This is a genomic window from Kaistia geumhonensis (genome assembly GCF_030815145.1).
Taxonomy (GTDB): Bacteria; Pseudomonadota; Alphaproteobacteria; order Rhizobiales; family Kaistiaceae; genus Kaistia; species Kaistia geumhonensis.
In genome coordinates this window covers 2,662,392-2,683,446 of the sequence record NZ_JAUSWJ010000001.1, presented here as the reverse complement: position 1 = coordinate 2,683,446, position 21,055 = coordinate 2,662,392, and the positions used below count along the sequence as shown (strand labels likewise).

General features: G+C 69.7%; 14 protein-coding genes. 12 read left to right on the top strand and 2 right to left on the bottom strand.

Annotated elements, in window-relative coordinates:
- Nucleotides 1-90: 90 nt before the first annotated feature.
- Nucleotides 91-1,191 carry an Acg family FMN-binding oxidoreductase gene (locus QO015_RS12710; protein ID WP_266278999.1) on the top strand — a complete coding sequence of 367 codons (1,101 nt, stop codon included), beginning with the start codon at nucleotides 91-93 and terminating at the stop codon, nucleotides 1,189-1,191.
- A gap of 56 nt (nucleotides 1,192-1,247) precedes the next feature.
- Here QO015_RS12710 and QO015_RS12705 read toward each other — a convergent pair whose 3' ends face one another.
- Nucleotides 1,248-2,852, bottom strand: a complete 1,605-nt coding sequence (locus QO015_RS12705; RefSeq protein ID WP_266279000.1) for a phosphoenolpyruvate carboxykinase — start codon at nucleotides 2,850-2,852, stop codon at nucleotides 1,248-1,250.
- A 269-nt stretch (nucleotides 2,853-3,121) separates the two neighbouring features.
- Nucleotides 3,122-3,883 carry a HugZ family pyridoxamine 5'-phosphate oxidase gene (locus tag QO015_RS12700; protein ID WP_266279001.1) on the bottom strand — a complete coding sequence of 254 codons (762 nt, stop codon included), beginning with the start codon at nucleotides 3,881-3,883 and terminating at the stop codon, nucleotides 3,122-3,124.
- A 227-nt stretch (nucleotides 3,884-4,110) separates the two neighbouring features.
- Here QO015_RS12700 and QO015_RS12695 point away from each other — a divergent pair, with 227 nt between their 5' ends.
- The 11 genes from QO015_RS12695 (at nucleotide 4,111) to addA (ending at nucleotide 21,017) form a co-directional block, all read left to right on the top strand.
- Entirely contained in the window at nucleotides 4,111-4,815 is a 705-nt protein-coding gene (locus QO015_RS12695; RefSeq protein WP_266279002.1) for a response regulator transcription factor, read from the top strand.
- A gap of 31 nt (nucleotides 4,816-4,846) precedes the next feature.
- On the top strand, nucleotides 4,847-6,634 hold the full coding sequence (locus QO015_RS12690; RefSeq protein ID WP_266279004.1) for a sensor histidine kinase: 1,788 nt from the start codon (nucleotides 4,847-4,849) through the stop codon (nucleotides 6,632-6,634).
- Complete coding sequence (locus QO015_RS12685) at nucleotides 6,631-7,092, top strand: HPr kinase/phosphorylase (RefSeq protein WP_266279005.1); 462 nt, start codon at nucleotides 6,631-6,633, stop codon at nucleotides 7,090-7,092. Before QO015_RS12690 ends, QO015_RS12685 begins: the two co-directional genes overlap by 4 nt.
- 167 nt (nucleotides 7,093-7,259) lie before the next feature.
- Nucleotides 7,260-7,661, top strand: coding sequence for a PTS sugar transporter subunit IIA (locus tag QO015_RS12680; RefSeq protein WP_266279007.1), 402 nt, complete (start codon nucleotides 7,260-7,262; stop codon nucleotides 7,659-7,661).
- 25 nt (nucleotides 7,662-7,686) lie between these two features.
- Nucleotides 7,687-7,977 (top strand): HPr family phosphocarrier protein, encoded by a 291-nt coding sequence (locus QO015_RS12675; protein WP_266279009.1) that lies wholly within the window; start codon nucleotides 7,687-7,689, stop codon nucleotides 7,975-7,977.
- A gap of 101 nt (nucleotides 7,978-8,078) precedes the next feature.
- The gene (gene ahcY / locus QO015_RS12670) at nucleotides 8,079-9,482 is read left to right on the top strand and encodes an adenosylhomocysteinase (protein ID WP_266279010.1); all 1,404 of its coding nucleotides are present in this window, start codon (nucleotides 8,079-8,081) and stop codon (nucleotides 9,480-9,482) included.
- Nucleotides 9,483-9,711: 229 nt separating this feature from the next.
- Nucleotides 9,712-12,207, top strand: a complete 2,496-nt coding sequence (locus tag QO015_RS12665) for a sensor histidine kinase (protein WP_266279012.1) — start codon at nucleotides 9,712-9,714, stop codon at nucleotides 12,205-12,207.
- Entirely contained in the window at nucleotides 12,204-13,700 is a 1,497-nt protein-coding gene (gene tsaE / locus QO015_RS12660) for a tRNA (adenosine(37)-N6)-threonylcarbamoyltransferase complex ATPase subunit type 1 TsaE (protein ID WP_266279013.1), read from the top strand. The genes QO015_RS12665 and tsaE overlap by 4 nt, the downstream gene beginning before the upstream one ends.
- A gap of 45 nt (nucleotides 13,701-13,745) precedes the next feature.
- On the top strand, nucleotides 13,746-14,492 hold the full coding sequence (locus QO015_RS12655; protein WP_266279015.1) for a nucleotidyltransferase family protein: 747 nt from the start codon (nucleotides 13,746-13,748) through the stop codon (nucleotides 14,490-14,492).
- A gap of 4 nt (nucleotides 14,493-14,496) precedes the next feature.
- On the top strand, nucleotides 14,497-17,580 hold the full coding sequence (addB, locus tag QO015_RS12650; RefSeq protein WP_266279016.1) for a double-strand break repair protein AddB: 3,084 nt from the start codon (nucleotides 14,497-14,499) through the stop codon (nucleotides 17,578-17,580).
- Nucleotides 17,577-21,017: a double-strand break repair helicase AddA gene (gene addA / locus QO015_RS12645; protein WP_266279018.1), complete on the top strand. Its 3,441-nt coding sequence runs from the start codon at nucleotides 17,577-17,579 to the stop codon at nucleotides 21,015-21,017. Before addB ends, addA begins: the two co-directional genes overlap by 4 nt.
- The last annotated feature ends 38 nt before the right edge of the window (nucleotides 21,018-21,055 follow it).

Below are 21,055 nucleotides of genomic sequence, written 5' to 3'. Positions count from 1 at the left end.
GGGCTTTTTCGTGTCTGGCTGATTTCGGTCAACACGCCCAGGCTGCACGGGGGCCATGACTTCGCTTCGTTGAAGCACGGAGCAACGGACATGAAGCGACGGGATGTTCTGGCGCTTGGCGGCGGAGCGGCCGCCGCGATCGGCATCGGCGCCGCGCTCACGCTCCGGAGCACCGCCTCCATGGCTGACTATGATGCGCTGGCACGTCAGGAACGCGAGGCGGTTTCACCCCCGGCGAGCGCGCGCGATCTTGTCCGCCTGGCATCGCTGGCGCCGAACAGCCACAACACCCAGCCCTGGCGCTTCGAGATCAGCGAAGGGCGCATCGCGATCCGCCCGGATTTCGCGCGGCGTACCCCGGCCGTCGATCCCGACGATCATCATCTCTTCGTCAGCCTCGGCGCCGCCGCCGAAACGCTCTCCATCGCAGCCGCGGCAACCGGCCTGCCAGGAACACTCCGCTTCGAGGAAAGCGACGGGGCGATCCTGTTCGACTTCGCCGCAGGGCTGCCGGTCGCCTCCCAATTGTTCAATGCGATTGCACAGCGCCAGTCGACCCGGGCACCTTTCGACGGCATGCCGCTCACGCCTGAGCTGATCCAGCGCCTCGTGGAAGCGGCGGCGATTCCGGGCGTGCGCCTGATCATGCTGACCGCGCCCGCCAAGATCGCGGCTGTTGGCGAGCGGATCATCGATGCCAATACCATCCAGATGACGAATGCGGCTTTTCGCGCCGAGCTGAAGCACTGGATCCGCTTCAGCCCGGACCAGGCGATCGAGACCCGCGACGGGCTGTTTGCCGCATCAAGTGGAAACCCCACCCTGCCCCCGCTGCTCGGCAATCTTCTGTTTGATCTGGTCGTTCGGGCCGGGTCCGAGAACGAGCGCTATCGCGCGCAGCTCGCCACCACGCCGTGCCTGGCCATCATCGTTTCGGAACGGGATGACCGCGCCCACTGGGTCGCGGCTGGCCAGGCCTGTCAGCGCCTGCTGCTTCAGGCGACCGCGCTCGGACTGAAGCAGTCCTTCGTGAACCAGGCGGTCGAAGTCCCCGAGATCCGGCCACTGCTCGCGGCCGATCTCGGCGTCGCGACGGGCGAGCGCCCCGATCTGATCATTCGGCTCGGCTATGGCCCCGAACTGCCGCGATCGCTGCGGCGGCCTGCAGCGGCCGTCATCAACGAAGGCTGAGCGCTGCTGCAACGAAGGCGCGATGCGACAGCCAAGGCCGCATCGCGCGGGGCCCCCTACGCCACCATGCCCGGCGCGGCGTCGACGACCTCCTTGTCGACATGGCGCTCGAACTTCTCGAAGTTTTTCACGAACATGCCGACGAGGCGGGCTGCCTGCGCGTCGTAGCCGGCCTTGTCCTGCCAGGTCTTGCGCGGATGCAGGAGATGCGGCTCGACGCCGGGGACGTCGGTCGGCACCTGGAAGCCGAAATTGCGATCGGTGTAGAAGCGTGCCCCGCCGAGCGATCCCGAGAGCGCGGCGGTGAGCAGCGTGCGCGTCGCCTTGATCGGCATGCGGCGGCCGGTGCCGAAGGCCCCGCCCGTCCAGCCGGTATTGACCAGCCAGCAGGAAACGCCGTGCTCGGCGATAAGCGCGCGGAGGAGATTGCCGTATTCGGCCGGATGGCGCGGCATGAAGGGAGCGCCGAAGCAGGTCGAGAAGGTCGCCTGCGGCTCGGTGACGCCCTTCTCGGTGCCGGCGACCTTGGCGGTGTAGCCCGAAAGGAAGTGATACATCGCCTGCGCCGGCGTCAGCCGGGCGATCGGCGGCATGACGCCGAACGCGTCGGCGGTGAGCATGACGATCGCCTTGGGGTGGCCGGCCGTTCCCGTCTCACTCGCATTCGAGATGAAGTCGAGCGGATAGGCGGCGCGGGTGTTCTCCGTCTTCGCGGCGCTGTCGAAATCGGGGCGGCGGGTCGCCGGGTCGATGACGACATTCTCCAGAACAGTGCCGAAGCGCTTCGTCGTGGCATAGATCTCGGGCTCGGCCTCGGCCGAGAGCTTGATCGTCTTGGCGTAGCAGCCGCCCTCGAAATTGAAGATGCCGCTCGCGCCCCAGCCATGCTCGTCGTCGCCGATGAGCGTGCGCGCCGGATCGGCCGAGAGCGTCGTCTTGCCGGTGCCGGAGAGGCCGAAGAAGATCGCGCTGTCGCCCGCCGGTCCGACATTGGCCGAGCAGTGCATCGGCATGACGCCCTTCGCCGGCAGCGTGTAGTTCAGATAGGTGAAGACCGCCTTCTTCATCTCGCCGGCATAGGACGTGCCCGCGATCAGCACGATTCCGCGCGAGAAATCGCAGGCGATCATGGTCTCGGTGCGAGCGCCGTGGCGGTCAGGGCTGGCCTTGAAGCTCGGCAGGTCGAGGATCGTCAGTTTCGGCACGAAGCTCTGCAACGCGTCCGGCGCCGGCCGGATCAGCAGGTTGCGGATGAACAGCGAATGCCAGGCCTTCTCTGTGAAGACACGGACATTCACGCGTTCGGCGGTATCGGCGCCGGCGTGCAGATCCTGCGCGAAGAGCTCGCGATTGGCCGCATGGGCCAGCATGTCGGCCATCAGGCGGTCGAAATTCTCGCGCGAGACGCCCTTGTTGTTGTCCCACCAGATTTCCGACTCGGTCGCCGCGTCGCGCAGGATGAACTTGTCCTGCGGCGAGCGTCCCGTGTGGCTGCCGGTCTCGACCGCCAGGGCGCCGTCGGCGGTGACGATGCCTTCGCCGCGGCGCAGGGCCTGCTCGTAGAGTTCCGCCGCGCCGAAGTTCCAGTAGAGCGCCGACAGCCACTTCAGGCCGAATGCCTCTGCGCCGAACGAAGGGTTGCGAAGACCAGTCTCGCTCACGGGAACATCTCCTCAGACGGCCGGCTGCCGCCGCGCCGCTCTCGGGCCTACGGCGCCGCTTGCGCCGGCCGGCAATTCACACCGGCGGACGCGAGCCTAGGGCTTCAATACTCGCTCCTGCAAGTAGAGTGTTGGCCTCCAAAGGGCTTTGGATTGATATAATCGGTTTAGCCGGGTGCGGCCAAGCAACGCGCTCCTGATATATCACTATATTTAGAATACCGAAGTATTTAACATCCTGAGTGAAAGCCCGAGATCGTGGCAATTGCCTAGTTTTGGACCTCGGCGAGGCGGCCGCGCGCTGTCTTCGCCCACTGCTTCAGATGGGTGCCGGCCTCGGCAACGGTGCTCGCCCGCGAAGGGAAGGGGAGCCGCGCCCGTCCGAGCCCGGAGACGAGGTCGACGCCCTCGGGATCGCAGCCGCTCATGCGCCAGTCCGCCTCGGGCAGTCCGAGCAGGACCGTCGCATAAAGGCCGATGGCGTCCGCGTGGTCGTCGTTCATGTGCTCGACGACCATGGCTTCGCCGGCGATGAGTCGTTCCGCCCCGGACAGATCGACGAGCAGCTCCGGCCCCAGCGTCACGATGCGGCCGAAGCCGGCGACGAGATGGGCCGAGGCGAATTCCATCCGGTAGGCCCTGAAATCCGCGAAGGCCGGACGGCCGCGTGTGCCATGCAGCGCCTCGAAGCGTCGTGCGGCGGCGGCGTCGTCGGTCGGCGCGATCCGGCCCGACAGCGTCACCCGGGCGCCGGCCAGCGGGTCGCCGTCTTCGCCGCCGGGCGCGACCAGAAGCAGGGATGCGCGGGAATCGGCCGCAAGATTGCGGCTGTGCTGGGCGAGGTCGGAGAGCCAGAGCACCGGCGAGAGGTCGGGCAATGTGGCGAAGCTGACGAGGCTGGCGAAGGGCGCGCCGTCGGCCGCGAGCGTGGCGAGGCTGGCCGTGCGGGCCGTGGCGATCACCGCCCGCGCCGCCGCGACGGGTTCGAAGGAAGCGGCGGGCGGGGTCGCAGTCGCGGCGTCGGCAGGCATCGGTGGTCTCTCCAGGGAACTAAAGCGGAGCCCAATAGTCATGTTTTAGGAGGCGCCTGTCCAGCCCCCGATGGCGCCGGGCCTGCAAAGGGGGTAAGGTCGTCGCCATATTTTCCGCGTATTCCTGCGACCTTAACACGCGGGTCGCCGCTTTCGCGGGTCACGGCATCGATTGGCGACAGTCGAAGCCGGCGCCGGGAAGCCAACCTTCGGGAGATGCCCCGCCTATGCCGACGATTGCTCTCGTCGATGACGATCGCAACATTCTCGCCTCCGTGTCGATTGCGCTCGAATCGGAAGGCTATCGCGTGCAGACCTATACCGACGGCGCCTCGGCGCTGGACGGTTTTCAGCAGTCTCAGCCCGATCTCGCGATCCTCGACATCAAGATGCCGCGCATGGACGGGATGGAGCTGCTGCGGCGTCTGCGCCAGCGCACCGACCTGCCCGTCATCTTCCTGACCTCGAAGGACGACGAGATCGACGAGCTGTTCGGCCTCAAGATGGGCGCCGACGACTTCATCAAGAAGCCGTTCTCGCAGCGCCTGCTGGTCGAGCGCGTGAAGGCTGTGCTGCGCCGCTTCCAGCCGCGCGAGGGCGCGCCGAACGCCAAGGTTCCGGACCAGCAGCGCAATCTCGATCGCGGCGCGCTGTCCATGGACCAGGAGCGCCATACCTGCACCTGGAACGGCCAGCCGGTGACGCTGACGGTCACCGAATTCCTGATCCTCTATGCGCTCGCGCAGCGCCCGGGCGTGGTGAAGAGCCGCAACGCCCTGATGGATGCCGCCTACGACGACCAGGTCTATGTCGACGACCGGACGATCGACAGCCACATCAAGCGGCTGCGCAAGAAGTTCAAGCAGGTCGACGACGACTTCGACATGATCGAGACGCTCTATGGCGTCGGCTACCGGTTCAAGGAGGCCTGACGCGGCGCGCCGCGCGGGTTCGGACGGGAGAATGACCGTCAGCATCGACGAAGGGACGCCGGCGCGCCGGCCGGCGCGGCGGGTGCGTGTTCGCCATCTGCGTCGGCTCGCGACGCGATTCCTGCGCTCGATCGGGCTGCACGCCTTCTCCAGCCTCACGCGCCGCATCGTCATCCTCAATCTCGCGGCTCTGATCGTCCTCGTCTCAGGCATCCTCTATCTCAACCAGTTCCGCGCCGGCCTCATCGATGCCAGGCTGGAAAGCCTGCTGACGCAAGGCGAGATCATCGCCGGCGCGATCGCCGCCTCGGCGACGGTCGAGACCAACAACATCACCATTGATCCCGACAAGCTGCTCGAGCTGCAGGCCGGCGAGAGCATGACGCCGGGCGCCAACGCCATCGAGGGGCTCGACTTCCCGATCAATCCGGAGCGGGTCGCGCCGGTCCTGCGACGCCTGATCTCGCCCACCCGCACCCGCGCCCGCATCTATGACCGCGACGGCATCCCGGTGCTCGATTCGCGCCATCTCTATTCGCGCGGCCAGATCCTGCGTTTCGACCTGCCGGCTGATTCCGACGAGGAGCCGGCGCTGTTCGACCGCATCTGGGAATGGGTGAAGGTGCATCTGCAGCGCGACGACCTGCCGATCTATCACGAGCTCGGCGGCCTCAACGGCCGCGGCTATCCAGAGGTCGCGACCGCGCTGGAAGGCAGTCCGTCCTCGATCGTGCGCATCACAGAGCGGGGCGAACTCATCGTCTCGGTCGCGGTGCCGATCCAGCGCTACCGGTCCGTGCTCGGCGTCCTTCTGCTCTCCACGCAGGGCGGCGACATCGACCAGATCGTGCATGCCGAGCGCATGGCCATCGTGCGCGTCTTCCTCGTCTCGGCCGGCGTCGTGGTCGTGCTGTCGATCCTGCTCGCCGGCACCATCGCCGCCCCCCTTCGCCGTCTCGCCGATGCGGCGGACCGCGTCCGGCGCGGGGTCACCTCGCGGCCGCAGATCCCCGATTTCTCCGCCCGCCGCGACGAGATCGGCCATCTCTCGCAGGCGCTGCGCGAGATGACCGCCTCGCTCTACAACCGCATCGAGGCGATCGAGAGCTTCGCGGCCGATGTCAGCCACGAGCTGAAGAACCCGCTGACCTCGCTCCGCAGCGCGGTCGAGACGCTGCCGCTCGCCAAGACGCCGGCCGCGAAGGCGCGCCTCACCGAGATCATCCAGCACGATGTCCGCCGCCTCGATCGCCTGATCAGCGACATTTCGGACGCCTCGCGCCTCGACGCGGAGATGGCCCGCCAGGACGCGGTGCCGATCGACGTCGCCCGCATCCTCGAGGCCGTGGTCTCTGTACAGCGCGAGATCGCGGGGACGGACGGGCCGGCGATCACGCTCGACATCGCAAAGAGCGACCAGGACGACGCCTATGTCGTGCTCGGCCATGACAGCCGCCTCGGCCAGGTTTTCACCAATCTCATCGACAATGCCCGCTCCTTCACGCCGAAGGATGGCGGCGTGCGGGTGATGCTCCGTCGCAATGGCGCCGCCGTCGATGTCGTGGTCGAGGACGACGGGCCCGGCATCCGTGCCGAGCAGGTGGAGCGCATCTTCGAGCGATTCTATACCGACCGGCCCGAGCAGGAGGCCTTCGGCCAGAATTCCGGCCTCGGCCTCTCGATCTCGCGGCAGATCGTCGAGGCGCATCGCGGTCGCATCTGGGCGGAGAACCGGCTGAAGCCGCGCGCCGCGAAGGACGACGCGCCGGTTGTGCTCGGCGCCCGCTTCACGGTGCGCCTGCCGGGGGCCGCGGCGTGAGCGCCGGCCTCGCGCCGACCATCCATGCCAGCGCCGCCCTCGTCGACGGAACGGGCGTCCTCGTGCGCGGGCCGTCCGGCAGCGGCAAGTCGGCGCTGGTTCTCGCACTGATCCTCGCCGACAGCGCGCGCAACCGCCTCGTCGCCGACGACCGGACGGTCCTTGCAGGCGAGGCGGGCCGGCTCGTCGCCTCGCCGCCGGAGGCGCTGGCGGGTCTGATCGAGCTTCGCGGATACGGCATCCTGCGCCTCCCGTATGTTGCAGCGCAGGAAATCGGGCTGGTGGTCGATCTCGAAGAGGCCGCCGCCGTGCCGCGGATGCCGGAGCGCTCGACGAACCACGCGGCCCTTCTGGGCATCGAAATTCCGAGGCTAGTGCTGCCGATCGGCCATTCCGACGGCGCGGTGCGTGTCCGCGCCGTGCTGCTCGCCGGTTGTCGCACGGTTAACGATGGGTGAACTGCGGCAATGGGCCGTTTGCTTTTTTCTTGCGTTGCGGAATCGTTCGGTCAAGATGCGGGGCCGCCCTCGAAGGGGCTGCCGGAGGCTCGTCCGACCGGCAACCAACGGGGAAGGCGGCTGGCCGGGCGCGGGCCGGGCAACAAGAACAACAGGTAACCAAGGGCATGATCGGGCTCGTCCTCGTCACCCACGGCCAACTCGCCATTGAGTTCCGCGCCGCTCTCGAACATGTCGTCGGGCGCCAGAGCCAGATCGAGACCATCGCGATCGGGCCCGAGGACGACATGGAGCGCCGCCGGCAGGACATCGTCGATGCCGTCAAGAGCGTCGACGACGGCTCGGGCGTTATCCTCCTCACCGACATGTTCGGCGGCACGCCGTCCAATCTCGCCATCTCGGTCATGGAGGCCGGCCGGATCGAGGTGATCGCCGGCGTCAACCTGCCCATGCTGGTCAAGCTCGCGAGCGTGCGCGTCGAGAAGCCACTCGCCATGGCCGTGCAGGGTGCGCAGGAGGCCGGCCGCAAATATATCAATGTCGCGAGCCAGGTTCTGGCCGGTCAATAACAGCGACATCGCGGCGGGGGAGACGATGGGGAGCGATACGAAAGCCGAATATTGCCGAGATCTGGCGATCGTGAACCGTCGCGGGCTTCATGCGCGTGCCTCGGCCAAGTTCGTGCAGCTCGCCGACAGCTTCGAGGCGACGATCACCGTCTCCAAGGATCAGAACACGGTCGGCGGCACCTCGATCATGGGCCTGATGATGCTGGCGGCCGGTATCGGCTCCTCCATCCGCGTCACCGCCGAGGGCCCCGATGCCGGGAAGGCGATCGAGGCGATCGCCGCCCTTGTCGCCAACCGGTTCGGCGAAGAGGAATAGGCGGCACCGCCTCTCCATCACATAAAGACATCTTTATATCCTGATTGCCGGGAGGCGGCGTCTCGGCTATAAGCGCGCCACGACGACAATTGGAGATGGCCATGGCCGAACAGCACGATTACGCGATCAAGGATATCGGTCTCGCCGACTGGGGCCGCCGCGAGCTCGACATCGCCGAGGTCGAGATGCCCGGCCTGATGAGCCTTCGGGCCGAGTACGGCCCCTCGCAGCCGCTCAAGGGCGCGCGCATCGCCGGCTCGCTGCACATGACCATCCAGACGGGCGTGCTGATCGAGACGCTGAAGGCGCTCGGCGCCGACGTGCGCTGGGCCTCCTGCAACATCTATTCGACCCAGGACCATGCCGCGGCGGCGATCGCCGATGGCGGCACGCCGGTCTTCGCCATCAAGGGCGAGAGCCTCGAGGACTACTGGGAATACACGCACCGCATCTTCGAATGGGCGGATGGCGGCGTGCCGAACATGATCCTCGACGACGGCGGCGACGCGACGGCGCTCGTGCATCTCGGGCTCCGCGCCGAGCAGGGCGATACCGCCTTCCTCGACAATCCCGGCAACGAGGAGGAAGAGGTCTTCTTCGCCGCCATCAAGCGCCGTCTGAAGCACAAGCCCGGCTGGTACACGAAGCTTGCGCAGTCGATCCGCGGCGTGACCGAGGAGACGACGACGGGCGTGCACCGTCTCTACGAGATGCAGAAGAAGGGCACGCTGCTCTTCCCGGCCATCAACGTGAACGATTCGGTCACCAAGTCGAAATTCGACAATCTCTATGGCTGCCGCGAGTCGCTCGTCGACGGCATCCGCCGCGGCACCGACGTCATGATGGCCGGCAAGGTCGCCATGGTCGCCGGCTTCGGCGATGTCGGCAAGGGCTCGGCCGCCTCGCTGCGCCAGGCCGGCTGCCGCGTGATGGTCTCGGAAGTCGATCCGATCTGCGCCCTGCAGGCGGCGATGGAAGGCTACGAGGTCGTGACCATGGAAGAAGCGGCGCCGAAGGCCGACATCTTCGTGACCGCGACCGGCAATGTCGACGTCATCACGATCGACCATATGCGCGCCATGAAGGATCGCGCGATCGTGTGCAATATCGGCCACTTCGACAGCGAGATCCAGGTTGCGTCGCTGCGCAACTACAAGTGGCACAAGGTCAAGCCGCAGGTCGACGAGGTCGAGTTCCCCGACGGCAAGCGTGTGATCCTTCTGTCCGAGGGTCGTCTGGTCAATCTCGGCAACGCCATGGGCCATCCGAGCTTCGTGATGTCGGCGTCCTTCACCAACCAGACGCTGGCGCAGATCGAGCTCTTCACCAAGCCCGGCGTCTACGAGAAGAAGGTCTACACGCTGCCGAAATTCCTCGACGAGAAGGTCGCGGCGCTGCACCTCGCCAAGATCGGCGTCAAGCTGACGAAGCTCAACGACAAGCAGTCGGCCTATATCGGCGTTTCGGAGACGGGCCCGTTCAAGCCGGAGCACTACCGCTACTGACGGGGGCGAAGGCGGCGCCAGGCGCCGCTTAACCGCCGGTTAACCATCACCGGTTGAAAGTCCAGGGCCATGCGGTGTTGCACCGCATGGCCCTTTTCTCGTCGCCTGCGGCTTCCCTCAGGATTCCCCGAACCGCTACATTAGGGTGATTCGAGCGCATCGCCGGTGGGTAGCGTCAGGCGTGCGGCGGGTCGTTCCAGGTAACACGTCTTGGCGGAAGGACCTGTCTTTGCCTTGGCATAGCGGGAAATCGGGATGGATTCCGGCCGGCGCGCGCCGCCCGGCCGCTGCCAGGCTCGCCATTCTTGTCGCCACGCTGATGCTCTGGGGTGCCCGCGGCGCCGTTGCCAGCGAGCTCACGGCCGCCTTCCTCGCGCCCGACCGCATCGTCTCGTTCAGCGCCGTGTTCGGCGTGCTCATCTTCGCGCTGGTGGCGATCGCGGTGCTGCTGCGGGCGCGCGACCGCGCCGAGGCCGCCCTCGCCGAGACGCAGATGCGCGTCGCCGACCTTCGCGCCGCTGCCGACCGTGCGGAAGCGCTGGTCAATGCCGACGACCAGCGCCTCGTCGCCTGGAGCGGCCCGGAAGAGCCGCCGCTCGTCATGGGCCGGCTGCCGCGTGCGTGCGGCGCGCCCGAGGACAGGTCGGCGTTCCTCGCCTTCGGTACCTGGCTGACGGGAAGCTCCGCGAGCCGCCTCGATCTCGCGCTCGAGCGGCTGCGCGGACTCGGCGAAACCTTCACCATCGCGCTTGAAACGGCGAATGGCAGCTTCGTCGAGGCGGCCGGGCGCACCGCCGCCGGGCGGGCCGTGGCCCGCTTCCGCGATCTCTCCGGCGACCGGCTGGCGCTGGCCGAGCTCGACGCGCGCCACCGCCGGCTGAGCCAGGATGTCACCGCGATGCGCGCCCTGATCGAGGCCGCGCCGCTGCCCTGCTGGATCCGCGATCGCGACGGCGCCCTGCAATGGGCCAACGCCGCCTATCTGCGCGCCGTCGAGGCGAACAGTCTCGAGGATGCGTTGCGGCGCCGGCTCGAGCTCGTCGATACCGCCGGGCGCCAGGCGATCGTCCGCGCCCATGCGGAAGGCCGCGATTTCGGCCGCCGCCTGCCGCTGGTCGTCGCAGGCGAGCGGCGCATGTTCGATGTCGTGGACGTGGCCTCGGAGGCCGGCAGCGCCGGTCTCGCCACCGACGCGACCGAACTCGAATCGCTCCAGGCGCAGATGAAGCGGCTGGTCGAGTTCCATGCCCGCACGCTCGACCAATTGGCGACCGCGGTCGCCGTATTCGGGCCGGATCACCGGCTGCGCTCGTACAACGCCGCCTTCCGCCAGCTTTTCGGCCTCGAATCCTCCTTCCTCGACCAGCAGCCGGACGAGAGCGCCGTGCTGGAGCGGATGCGTGCCGGCCGCCGCCTGCCCGAGCAGGTCGACTTCAAGAGCTGGCGCAAGGAGCTCTTCGCCGCCTACCAGTCGGTCGATGCGCGGGAGTTCTGGTGGCATCTGCCGGACGGGCAGACGCTGCGCGTCATCGCCAACCCGCATCCGCAGGGCGGCATGACGTGGATCTACGAGAACGTCACCGAGCGGCTCGATCTCGAAAGCCGCTACAACGCCCTGATCCAGGTTCAGGGCGAGACGCTCGACAATCTCGCCGAGGGCGTCGCGGTGTTCGGGTCGGACGGGCGGCTGCGCCTGCACAATCCGGCCTTTGCGCGCATCTGGCGGCTCGATCCGGCGATGCTGGCGGCGCGGCCGCATGTCGGCGACATCGCCAGAGCCTGCAGCGCCGAGACCGACGGCGCCGAGGAATGGGCGCGCTTCACCGCCGAGGTGGCCGGCCTCGGCGAGCGGCGCTCCGGCTTCCACGGCCGCATGGAGCGCCACGACCGGCGCATCATCGATTATGCGATGGTCCCGCTGCCTAACGGCCAGACCATGGTGACCTTCGTCGACGTCACCGACACCGTGCAGGTCGAGCGCGCGCTGACCGACCGCAACGAGGCGCTCGAGGCGGCGGACGGGCTCAAGAACGCCTTCATCCAGCACGTTTCCTACGAGCTGCGCTCGCCGCTCACCAACATCATCGGCTTCGCGCAGCTGCTCGCCGACGTGACCGTCGGGCCGCTCAACGACAAGCAGCGCGAATATACCGGCTACATCCTCTCCTCGAGCGGTTCGCTGCTCGCGATCGTCAACGACATCCTCGATCTCGCCACCGTCGATGCCGGCATCATCACGCTCGACCTCGGCGAGGTGAATGTCGCCGATACGGTCGCCGCCGCCACGGAAGGCGTGCGCGACCGGCTGCGGGAATCGCGGCTCAAGCTGGAAACCCGCCTGCCCGCCGATCTCGGCAATTTCGTCGCCGACGAGAAGCGCATCCGACAGATTCTCTACAACCTGCTCTCCAATGCCGTCGGCTTCTCGCCGGCCGGGGCCACGATCCGCCTTGCCGCCCGCCGCGCCGGCGACATGATCGAGTTCACCGTTTCCGACGAGGGGCCGGGCATTCCGGCGGATTTCATCGCCTCGGTGTTCGAGCGTTTCGAGAGCCGCGCCTCGGGCTCGGCGCGCGGCGGCGCCGGGCTCGGTCTCGCCATCGTGCGCAGCTTCGTCGAGTTGCATGGCGGCAGCGTCGCCATCGTGTCTGAGATGGGCCGCGGCACGACGGTCACCGTCCGCCTGCCGATCCGGCCCGACGCGCTCGACATCGCCGCGGAATGAGCGACGCGGCGCTGGTCCTGACGCTCGCCGACGAGGCGGCGACCCACCGCCTCGCCGAGGCGCTCGCGACGAGGCTCGCCGCCGGCGACGTCATCGCGCTCGAAGGCGATCTCGGCGCCGGCAAGACGACGCTTGCACGGGCGCTGATCCGCGCCGTCGCCGGCGATCCGGCGCTCGAGGTGCCGAGCCCGACCTTCACGCTGGTGCAGACCTATCCGGGTCGCGTGCCGATCGCGCATTTCGATCTCTATCGCCTCGGCTCGCCCGACGAGCTCGACGAGATCGGCTTCGAAGAGGCGGTCGCCGACGGTGCCGTGCTGATCGAATGGCCGGAGCGGGGCGGCGGCCGGATTCCCCGCTCTGCACTGACGATCCGCCTCGACATCGAAGGGGACGGCCGACGCGCCGCCCTTTCGGGTGGGGGCGCCTGGCCGGAGCGTCTCGATCGCCTCGCCGGCATCGCCCGCTTCCTGGACGATGCGGGCTTCGGCACCGCCCGGCGCGCCCATCTAGCGGGCGATGCTTCCGGTCGCAGCTATGAGCGCCTCGTCCGCGCCGACGGAACGCGCGCCGTCCTGATGGATGCACGCGACCGGTTGCCGGGCCCGCCGGTCTGGGACGGGCGCAGCTATGACGATGTCGCCCACCGCGCGACCACCGTCCTCCCCTTCGTCGCGATGAACGAAGGCCTCCGCGCCATCGGCATCTCGGCGCCGCGCATCCTGGCCGCGGATATTCCGGCAGGGCTGCTGCTGCTCGAGGATCTCGGCGACCGGTTCATCGTCAAGGATGGAGCGCCGAGGCCGGAGCGCTGGCAGGCGGCGGCCGAACTGCTCGCCCATCTCCATGCCGAGGCGCGGCCGGCGGAACTGCCCGTTTCGGGCGGGGAACGCTATTCGATCCCCGCTTTCGACCGCGACGCCTTCCTGATCGAGGTCGATCTCCTGCCGCGCTGGTACGCGCCGCTTATCGGCCGGACTCTGGACGAGGACGCCGAAGCCGCGTTCCGCTCGATCTGGACTCGCCTCTTCGAGCGCTTCGACCAGGCGGAAAAGAGCTGGCTGCTGCGCGACTATCATTCGCCCAACCTTCTCTGGCTGCCCGAGCGCACGGGCATCGCGCGGATCGGCGTGCTCGACCACCAGGATGCGATGATCGGCGCCAGCGCCTATGACCTCGCCTCGCTCGGCCAGGATGTGCGTGTCGACGTCGACGAGGCGCTGGAACAGGCGACCATCCATGCCTATGTCGAGGCGCGCCGAACGGCGGGCGCCTTCGACGGCGATACCTTCGCCGCGGCCTATGCCATTTCGGGGGCGCAGCGGACGACCAAGATCCTCGGCGGCTTCGCACGGCTCGCCAATGCCTTCGGGCGGCCCCAATATCTCCGTCACATTCCGCGGGTAAAGGCTTATCTGAAGCGGAATCTGCGCCATGAGGTTCTGTCGCCGCTGGCGCTCTGGTACGATCGTCACCTGCCGCTCGACGATTGACGCGGGCGCCATCCGGGCGCCCGACCCGACAAGAAGAAGAATGCGATGACCGACCCCATTCCGTTCCGCAAGCCCGCAGGACCGCGCCGCGCCATGGTGCTGGCCGCCGGTATCGGCAAGCGGATGCGCCCCGTGACCGCCACCGTGCCGAAGCCGCTGATCGAGGTGGCCGGCCGCTCGATGATCGACCGCGCGCTCGACCGTCTCGCCCGTGCCGGCGTGGAGGAAGCGGTGGTGAACGTCCACTACCTTGCCGATCTGGTCGAGGTGCATGTCCGCAAGCGCAAGGCGCCGAAGGTGCTTGTCTCGGACGAGCGCGGCGCGTTGCTCGAGACGGGCGGGGGCATCGCCAAGGCGTTGCCCCTTCTCGGCAACGAGCCGTTCTATGTCATGAATTCCGACAGCTTCTGGATCGAGGGGCCGAGGCCCAATCTCGACTGGCTGGCCGGCGGCTGGAACGACGCCGAGATGGACGCGCTCTTGATGCTGGCGCCGACGGTCGCCTCGATCGGCTATTACGGGCCGGGCGATTTCCTCATGGACAAGGAGGGCCGGCTGTCGCGCCGCCCCGAGCGCACCATCGCGCCCTTCGTCTATTCCGGCGCCGCGATCCTGTCGCCGCGGATCTTCACCGACCTGCCGGAAGGCGCGTTCTCGCTCAATCTCCTGTTCGACCGGGCGATCGCCGCGCGGCGGCTGTTCGGTGTGCGCATGGACGGCATCTGGCTGCATGTCGGAACGCCGGAGGCGATCCGCGAGGCCGAGCTTTCGGTGGCGGAGAGCGCTGCCTGAGCCGATGGCGGAGCGGGCGCGCGTCTTCACCATTCCAGCCGGCGCCCGGTTCCTGCCGACGCTCGCCGACGCGCTTCTCGCCGGCCGGCTCGGCCCTGTGCCGGATTTCGCGGCCGATCCGCTGGCGCTCGCCGATGTCCGCATCTTCCTGCCCAACCGCCGCGCGGCGCGGGCGCTGGGCGCGGTGCTCGCCGAGCGGCTCGGCGGCGCCGCGATCCTTCCCGTCATCCGGCCGATCGGCGATGTCGACGAGGACGACCTGCTGCTGCAGCCGGTCGAGGACCCCGCCGACCGTCTCGTTCTGCCGGCGGCCATCTCGCGGCTCGACCGGCAGCTAGTGCTGGCGCGCCTGACGCGGGCCTGGGGCGACCGGTTGCGCCAAGCGATGCTGGCCGAGAGCCCCGACGCGCCCGTCACCATTCCCGCCTCCGCCGCAGATGCATTCCATCTCGCCGGCGATCTCGCCCGCCTCGTCGACGACGTGGCGGCGGCAGGGCTCGCCTTTTCCGCGCTCGATCGTCTCGTGCCTGAGGATCTCGCCCGGTACTGGCAGATCACGCTCGATTTTCTGAAGATCGTCGGGGAGGCCTGGCCGGCCTTTCTTGCCGAGACCGAGCTGGCCGATCCGGCGGCGCGGCGCGACCTGCTGATCCGGGCCGAAGCCGGTCGGCTGCGCACGGCGCCGCCTCCGGGGCTCGTGGTCGCGGCCGGCTCGACGGGCTCGGTTCCCGCGACCGCCGAGCTTCTCGCGACCATCGCCCGGCTCGGAAACGGCGCCGTGGTGCTGCCCGATCTCGATCTCGGCCTCGACGAGGAGGCCTGGAATGCCATCGGCGGCGGCGCCGCCGGCGCACCGGGGCATCCGCAATACGGCCTCAAGCAGTGGCTCGGACGGGCCGGCATCCTCCGCGCCGATGTCGAGACGCTGGCGAGCCCGCCGCCGGCGCTCGCCGCACGCGGCCGCCTCGTCTCCGATGCCATGCGGCCGGCCGAGACGACCGAGGCCTGGGCCGTGGCGCCGGACGTCGATCCGCTGGCGACCGAAGGCATCGCGCTGGTCGCCGCCCGCAACGAGCAGGAGGAAGCGCTCGCCATTGCCGTCGTGCTGCGCGAGGCGATCGAGGAACCCGGTGCCAGCGCGGCGCTGGTGACGCCCGACCGCGCCATTGCGGCGCGGGTCGTGGCGGAATTGCAGCGTTTCGGCCTCGACGTCGTCGATTCCGCCGGGCGCGGCCTGCGCGGAACCCAGATCGGCACGCTCGCCCGCCTCACGACCGCCGCCGCGCGCTCCGACGGCGCGCCACTCGATCTCCTCGCGCTCGCCAAGCATCCGCTCGCGACCTTCGGCCTGCCGCGCTCCGTGTGCCGCGCCGCCGCCGAGACGATCGATCTGCTGCTTTTCCGCGGCCGGCTGCTCGCGGGGGGGCTCGCCGGCCTGCCGGCGGCGCTGGCGGCGGCGATCGACGACGCGGCCGATCCCGACAAGCGCCGGCATCCGGCCGTGCGGCGCCTCTCGGTCGCCGACTGCGAGGCGGCGGCCGATCTCGTCGCCCGCATGGTCGCGGCGCTCGATCCGCTCGCTGGCCGGCTGGCCGATGGCGCCAGGAGCGACGCGGCGACCCTGGCCGCGGAGCTTCGCACGACAATTGCCGCCATCCTCGAAACGGAGGACGGCGAAGGCGTCATCGAGGCGGACGAGGACGGCGAAGCCCTTTCCGGCCTGCTCGAGGGTCTCGGCGGCCCGCATGGCGCCACGCTGGCGCTTTCGGGCTCCGAGTTCCCGGATTTCCTCGATGCTGCGATGGGCGGCGTCGCGGTGCCGCCCCGCGGCGGCGGCGATCCGCGCATCGCGATCTGGGGCACGCTGGAGGCGCGTCTGCAATCGGCCGACTGCCTCGTGCTGGCGGGGCTGGACGAGGGCATCTGGCCCGCGGCGACGCGCACCGATCCCTGGCTCTCGCGCTCGATGCGCGCAGCGTTCGGCCTCGAGGCGCCGGAGCGCCGGCTCGGCCAGGCGGCGCACGACTTCGCGGCGGCGCTCGGCAATCCGCGCGTCGTCGTCACCCGCTGCGAGCGGCGCGGCGGCACGCCGACCATTCCCTCGCGCTGGCTGCAACGCATCGATGCCCGCCTCGGCGAGGCCGCGGCGAAGGAGATCGCGGCGCGGGGCGCCGTCTATCTCGACTGGGCCCGCGCGCTCGACGCCGCGCCGGCGCCCGAAGCCATGAAGCGCCCGCGTCCGAAGCCGCCGGTGTCCGCCCGGCCGAAGCGCCTCTCGGTGACCGAGATCGAGACGCTGGTCCGCGATCCCTATGCGATCTATGCGCGTCGCATCCTGAGGCTGGAGCCGCTCGATCCGATCGACGTCGCGCCCGACGCGGCGCTGCGCGGCACGCTGATCCACGAGGCGCTTGGCCGCTTCGCGGCGCGCTGGACGGGGCAATTCGACGGCGCTGCGGAAGCGACGCTGATCGAGGAGGGCCGCGACGTCTTCCACGAGATCGCCGCCTTTCCGGCCGTCCATGCGCTCTGGTGGCCGCGCTTCCTTGCGATCGCCCGCTGGTATGTCGACTGGGAGCGGACGCGCGACGGCATCGCCGAGCGACATGCCGAGATCGACGGCCGTATGCCGCTGCCGGGCGGCTTCGAGCTCACCGGCCGCGCCGACCGCATCGACCGCCGCACGGACGGCGCCTATGAGATCATCGATTTCAAGACTGGTGCGCCGCCTTCGGCCAAGCAGCTCGCGACCGGCCTCGCGCCGCAGCTCGCGCTGGAAACCGCGATGCTGCGCCGGGGAGCCTTTCGCGAGATTCCGCCCGGCGGCTCCGTCGCCGTGCTCGGCTGGATCGGCCTCGGCAAGGTCGGCAAGGGTCAGCCCTTCTCCAGCGCCGTGAAGGACAGGCCGGCCGACGAACTCGGCGACGAGGCCGCCGACCGGCTGGCCCGGCTCATCGCGGCCTATGGGGACGAGGACCGCGCCTATGTCTCGCGCGCGCGGCCGATGTTCGAGACGCGCTGGGAGAGCCCTTACGACCATCTCGCCCGCGTGGCGGAATGGGCGCTCGGCGAGGGGGACGAGACATGATCGCCGTCGATGACGAGACGCGCCGCGTCCAGCGCGAGGCGACCGATCCCGCAGCCTCGGCCTGGGTCTCGGCCAATGCCGGTTCCGGCAAGACCTATGTGCTGGCGCGGCGGGTCATCCGCCTGCTGCTCGCCGGCGCCGATCCCGGCTCCATCCTCTGCCTGACCTTCACCAAGGCCGCGGCGGCGGAAATGGCGGCGCGCGTCTTCAGGACGCTGGCCGAATGGACGCGGCTCGACGACGCGGCGCTCGACAAGGTCCTCGCCGATCATCATGGCGGCGGCGGCGTGAGCGCGGCCGACCGCCTTCGCGCCCGCCGCCTGTTCGCGCGAGCGCTGGAGACGCCGGGCGGGCTGAAGATCCAGACCATCCACGCCTTCTGCGAGAGGCTGCTGCACCAGTTCCCCTTCGAGGCGGAGGTGGCCGGCGCCTTCACCGTGCTCGACGAGCGCGAGGCCGACATCCTCATCGAGACGGCCCGCCGCCAGGTGCTCGCCAAAGCGAGCTCCGAGGGCCACGCCCGGCTCGGCCGTGCCTTCGCCCGGCTGCTGACGGCGGCGTCCGACCAGGGCATCGAATCGGCACTCGACGAGATCATCGCCCGCCGCGCCGCGCTGACGGCGATGATCGAGGCGCATGGCTCGCTCGACGAGGGCCTCGCGGCGCTGAGGGAAAGGCTCGGCCTCTCGCCCGACGACGAGGTCGCGAGCCTCGAGGCGTCGGTCGCCTCCGGTCTCTCCTTCAGCGATGCCGAGATCGCGCGGCTCGTGGCTGCTCTCGCCGCCGCCGGCCCGAAGCATCAGGAACTGGGGGCGATCCTCGCGCCCTTCACCGAGGCCGCCGATCCGCTGACCCGCGCCGGCATCTGGCGCGCCTACATGCTCACGGGGAGCGGCACGATCCGCAAGAGCCTCGCGCCCAAGGCGGTGCTGGATGGCTGGCCGGGCCTCGCCGAGCGGCTGCAGGCGGAAGGCGCGCGGCTGGAGGCATTGCTGGACCGAATCGCCTCAGCGCAGGCGGCCGATGCGACGGAGGCGCTGCTCGTACTCGGCGAGGCCGTCGTGGAGGGCTACGAGACGGCCAAGCGGCGCTCCGGAGCGCTCGACTTCGAGGACCTCGTCGCCCGCACCGACGCGCTGCTGCACCGCTCCGAGGCCTCGCGCTGGGTGCATTACAAGCTCGACCGCGGCCTCGACCATATCTTGGTCGACGAGGCCCAGGACACCAGTCCCGGCCAATGGGGGGTGATCGGCGGGCTCGCCGACGAGTTCTTCGCGGGCGAGGGGGCCAGCGAGCGGCAGCGCACCTTCTTCGCGGTCGGCGACGAGAAGCAGTCGATCTACTCCTTCCAGGGCGCTGTGCCGGCCTGGTTCGCCCGCCAGCGCCAGCGCTTCCGCCGGGCGGCCGATGCCGTCGACGCGACATTCCGGTCGCTGGAACTGCGCCTCTCCTTCCGCTCGACCGCCGATGTGCTCGCGGCCGTCGACGCCGTCTTCGCCGATCCCGACGCGCATCGCGGCCTCACGCGCGATCCGGCGCCGACCGTCCACGAGGCCGCGCGGCGCGGCGAGGCAGGGCGTGTCACGATCTGGGAGCCGATCGCGCCGGAGGAGGTGACGGAACCCGAGGAATGGCATGCGCCGCTCGACCGGCTCGATACCCGCAGCCCGGCTGTCCGCCTCGCAGACCGCATCGCCCGCACCATCGCCGGCTGGATCACGGGGGGCGAGCGGATCGAGGCCACAGGCGCCCCGATCCGGCCCGGCAACATCCTGATCCTGACGCGCACGCGCGGTCCCCAGACCGACGCCATCAACCGCGCGCTCAAGGGGGCCGGCCTCGCGGTGGCCGGTGCCGACCGCCTGGCGCTCGGCCGGCATATCGCCGTCCTCGACCTTCTCGCGCTCGCCGATGCGACGCTGCAGCCGCAGGATGACCTCGCGCTCGCCGCACTCCTGAAGAGCCCGCTGGTCGGCCTCACCGAGGAGGATCTCTTCGCGATCGCGCATGGCCGGCCGGGCTCGCTCGCCACCGCCCTGGCTGCCTCGCCGCTGCCCGCCGCCGTCGCCGCGGCGGAGCGCTTCGCCACCTGGCGGGCACGCGCCGATCGCATGGGCCCGCACGCCTTCTTCGCGCGCATCCTCGGCCCCGATGGCGGACGCCGCGCCATTCTCGCACGGCTCGGCGCGGAGGCGGACGAGGTGCTGGACGAATTCCTCGCCCGCGCGCTCGCCTTCGAGGAGAGCGAAGCGCCCTCGTTGCAGGGCTTCGTCGCCTGGATGCGGGCGGCGGCGACAGAGATCAAGCGCGATGCCGACCTCGCGCGTGACGAGATCCGCGTCATGACGGTGCACGGCGCCAAGGGCCTCGAGGCGGAGATCGTCTTCCTCGTGGATACGGGCTCGGCGCCCGCCCATGCCGGCCACGACCCCGAGCTGGTGGCGCTCGCCGACGATCCCGACGACGCGTCCGGCGCGCCGCTCGCCTATGTGGTGCCCGGCATTCCCCGGCGCGCCGCCGTCAAATCCGCGATCGAGGGGCTGCGCGACAAGGCGCGCGAGGAATATCGCCGCCTGCTCTATGTCGCCCTGACGCGGGCGCGCGACCGGCTCATCGTCTGCGGAACACTGAAGGGGAGGCCGCCCGCCGAGCCGCTCTGGCAGGATCTCGTCCGCCAGGCGCTCGCGCCGGCGGCGCGGGCCGTGCCCGTGACGCTCGGGGAGGACGTCTTCGAGAGCCTCGAATGGCGCCGCGACTGGCAAGCCGAAGCGGCGCCGGCACGCGACGAGGAGCCACCGGCGGAACGCCACCGCGCGCCGTTGCCGCCTTTCCTCGCCGCGACACCACCCCCTGCACCGGCCGAACCGCGCCGCCTGCGGCCCTCCGGCCCGCGCGCACCGGTTCCCGTGGCGGCCGCGGCCCTCGCCCGCGGTGTCATCGTCCACCGCCTGCTGCAGGCGCTGCCCGAGCACCCGCCGGAAAGCCGCGTGGAGGTCGCCGCCGCCTATCTCGCGGCGGTCGCGCCCGACTGGGGCGAGGCCGAGCGGACACGGCTCGCGGCAGACCTCGCGGCGCTGATCGCGGCGCCCGGCATCGCGGCGCTGTTCGGCCCAGGCAGCCGCGCCGAGGTGGCGGTAGAGGGCGCGATCGCGACGCCGTCTGGGCCCCTCGCCGTCTCCGGCCGCATCGACCGCCTCGTCGCAAGCGAAGACCGCATCCTGATCGCCGACTTCAAGACCGACCGCGCGCCGCCGGCCGATCTCGCCGGCATCCCCGAATCGCATGCCGTGCAGCTTGCACTCTATCGCGCGGTGCTGGAGAGGCTCTATCCGGGCCGCGCGGTCGATGCGGTGCTCGTCTATACCGAGGCACCGCGGCTCATTGCCGTGCCTTCCGAGCGCCTCGACGAGCATATCTCGCGCATCACCAGGGCGTGACCCACAAAGCCTTGACCGGCCATGGGCCGCTCCCTACC

Coding starts and splice junctions, on each gene's coding strand:
- QO015_RS12710 (WP_266278999.1), top strand. CDS start 91: ATGAAGCGACGGGATGTTCTGGCGCTTGGCGGCGGAGCGGCCGCCGCG.
- QO015_RS12700 (WP_266279001.1), bottom strand. CDS start 3,883: ATGCCTGCCGACGCCGCGACTGCGACCCCGCCCGCCGCTTCCTTCGAA.
- QO015_RS12695 (WP_266279002.1), top strand. CDS start 4,111: ATGCCGACGATTGCTCTCGTCGATGACGATCGCAACATTCTCGCCTCC.
- QO015_RS12690 (WP_266279004.1), top strand. CDS start 4,847: ATGACCGTCAGCATCGACGAAGGGACGCCGGCGCGCCGGCCGGCGCGG.
- QO015_RS12680 (WP_266279007.1), top strand. CDS start 7,260: ATGATCGGGCTCGTCCTCGTCACCCACGGCCAACTCGCCATTGAGTTC.
- QO015_RS12675 (WP_266279009.1), top strand. CDS start 7,687: ATGGGGAGCGATACGAAAGCCGAATATTGCCGAGATCTGGCGATCGTG.
- ahcY (WP_266279010.1), top strand. CDS start 8,079: ATGGCCGAACAGCACGATTACGCGATCAAGGATATCGGTCTCGCCGAC.
- tsaE (WP_266279013.1), top strand. CDS start 12,204: ATGAGCGACGCGGCGCTGGTCCTGACGCTCGCCGACGAGGCGGCGACC.
- QO015_RS12655 (WP_266279015.1), top strand. CDS start 13,746: ATGACCGACCCCATTCCGTTCCGCAAGCCCGCAGGACCGCGCCGCGCC.
- addB (WP_266279016.1), top strand. CDS start 14,497: ATGGCGGAGCGGGCGCGCGTCTTCACCATTCCAGCCGGCGCCCGGTTC.
- addA (WP_266279018.1), top strand. CDS start 17,577: ATGATCGCCGTCGATGACGAGACGCGCCGCGTCCAGCGCGAGGCGACC.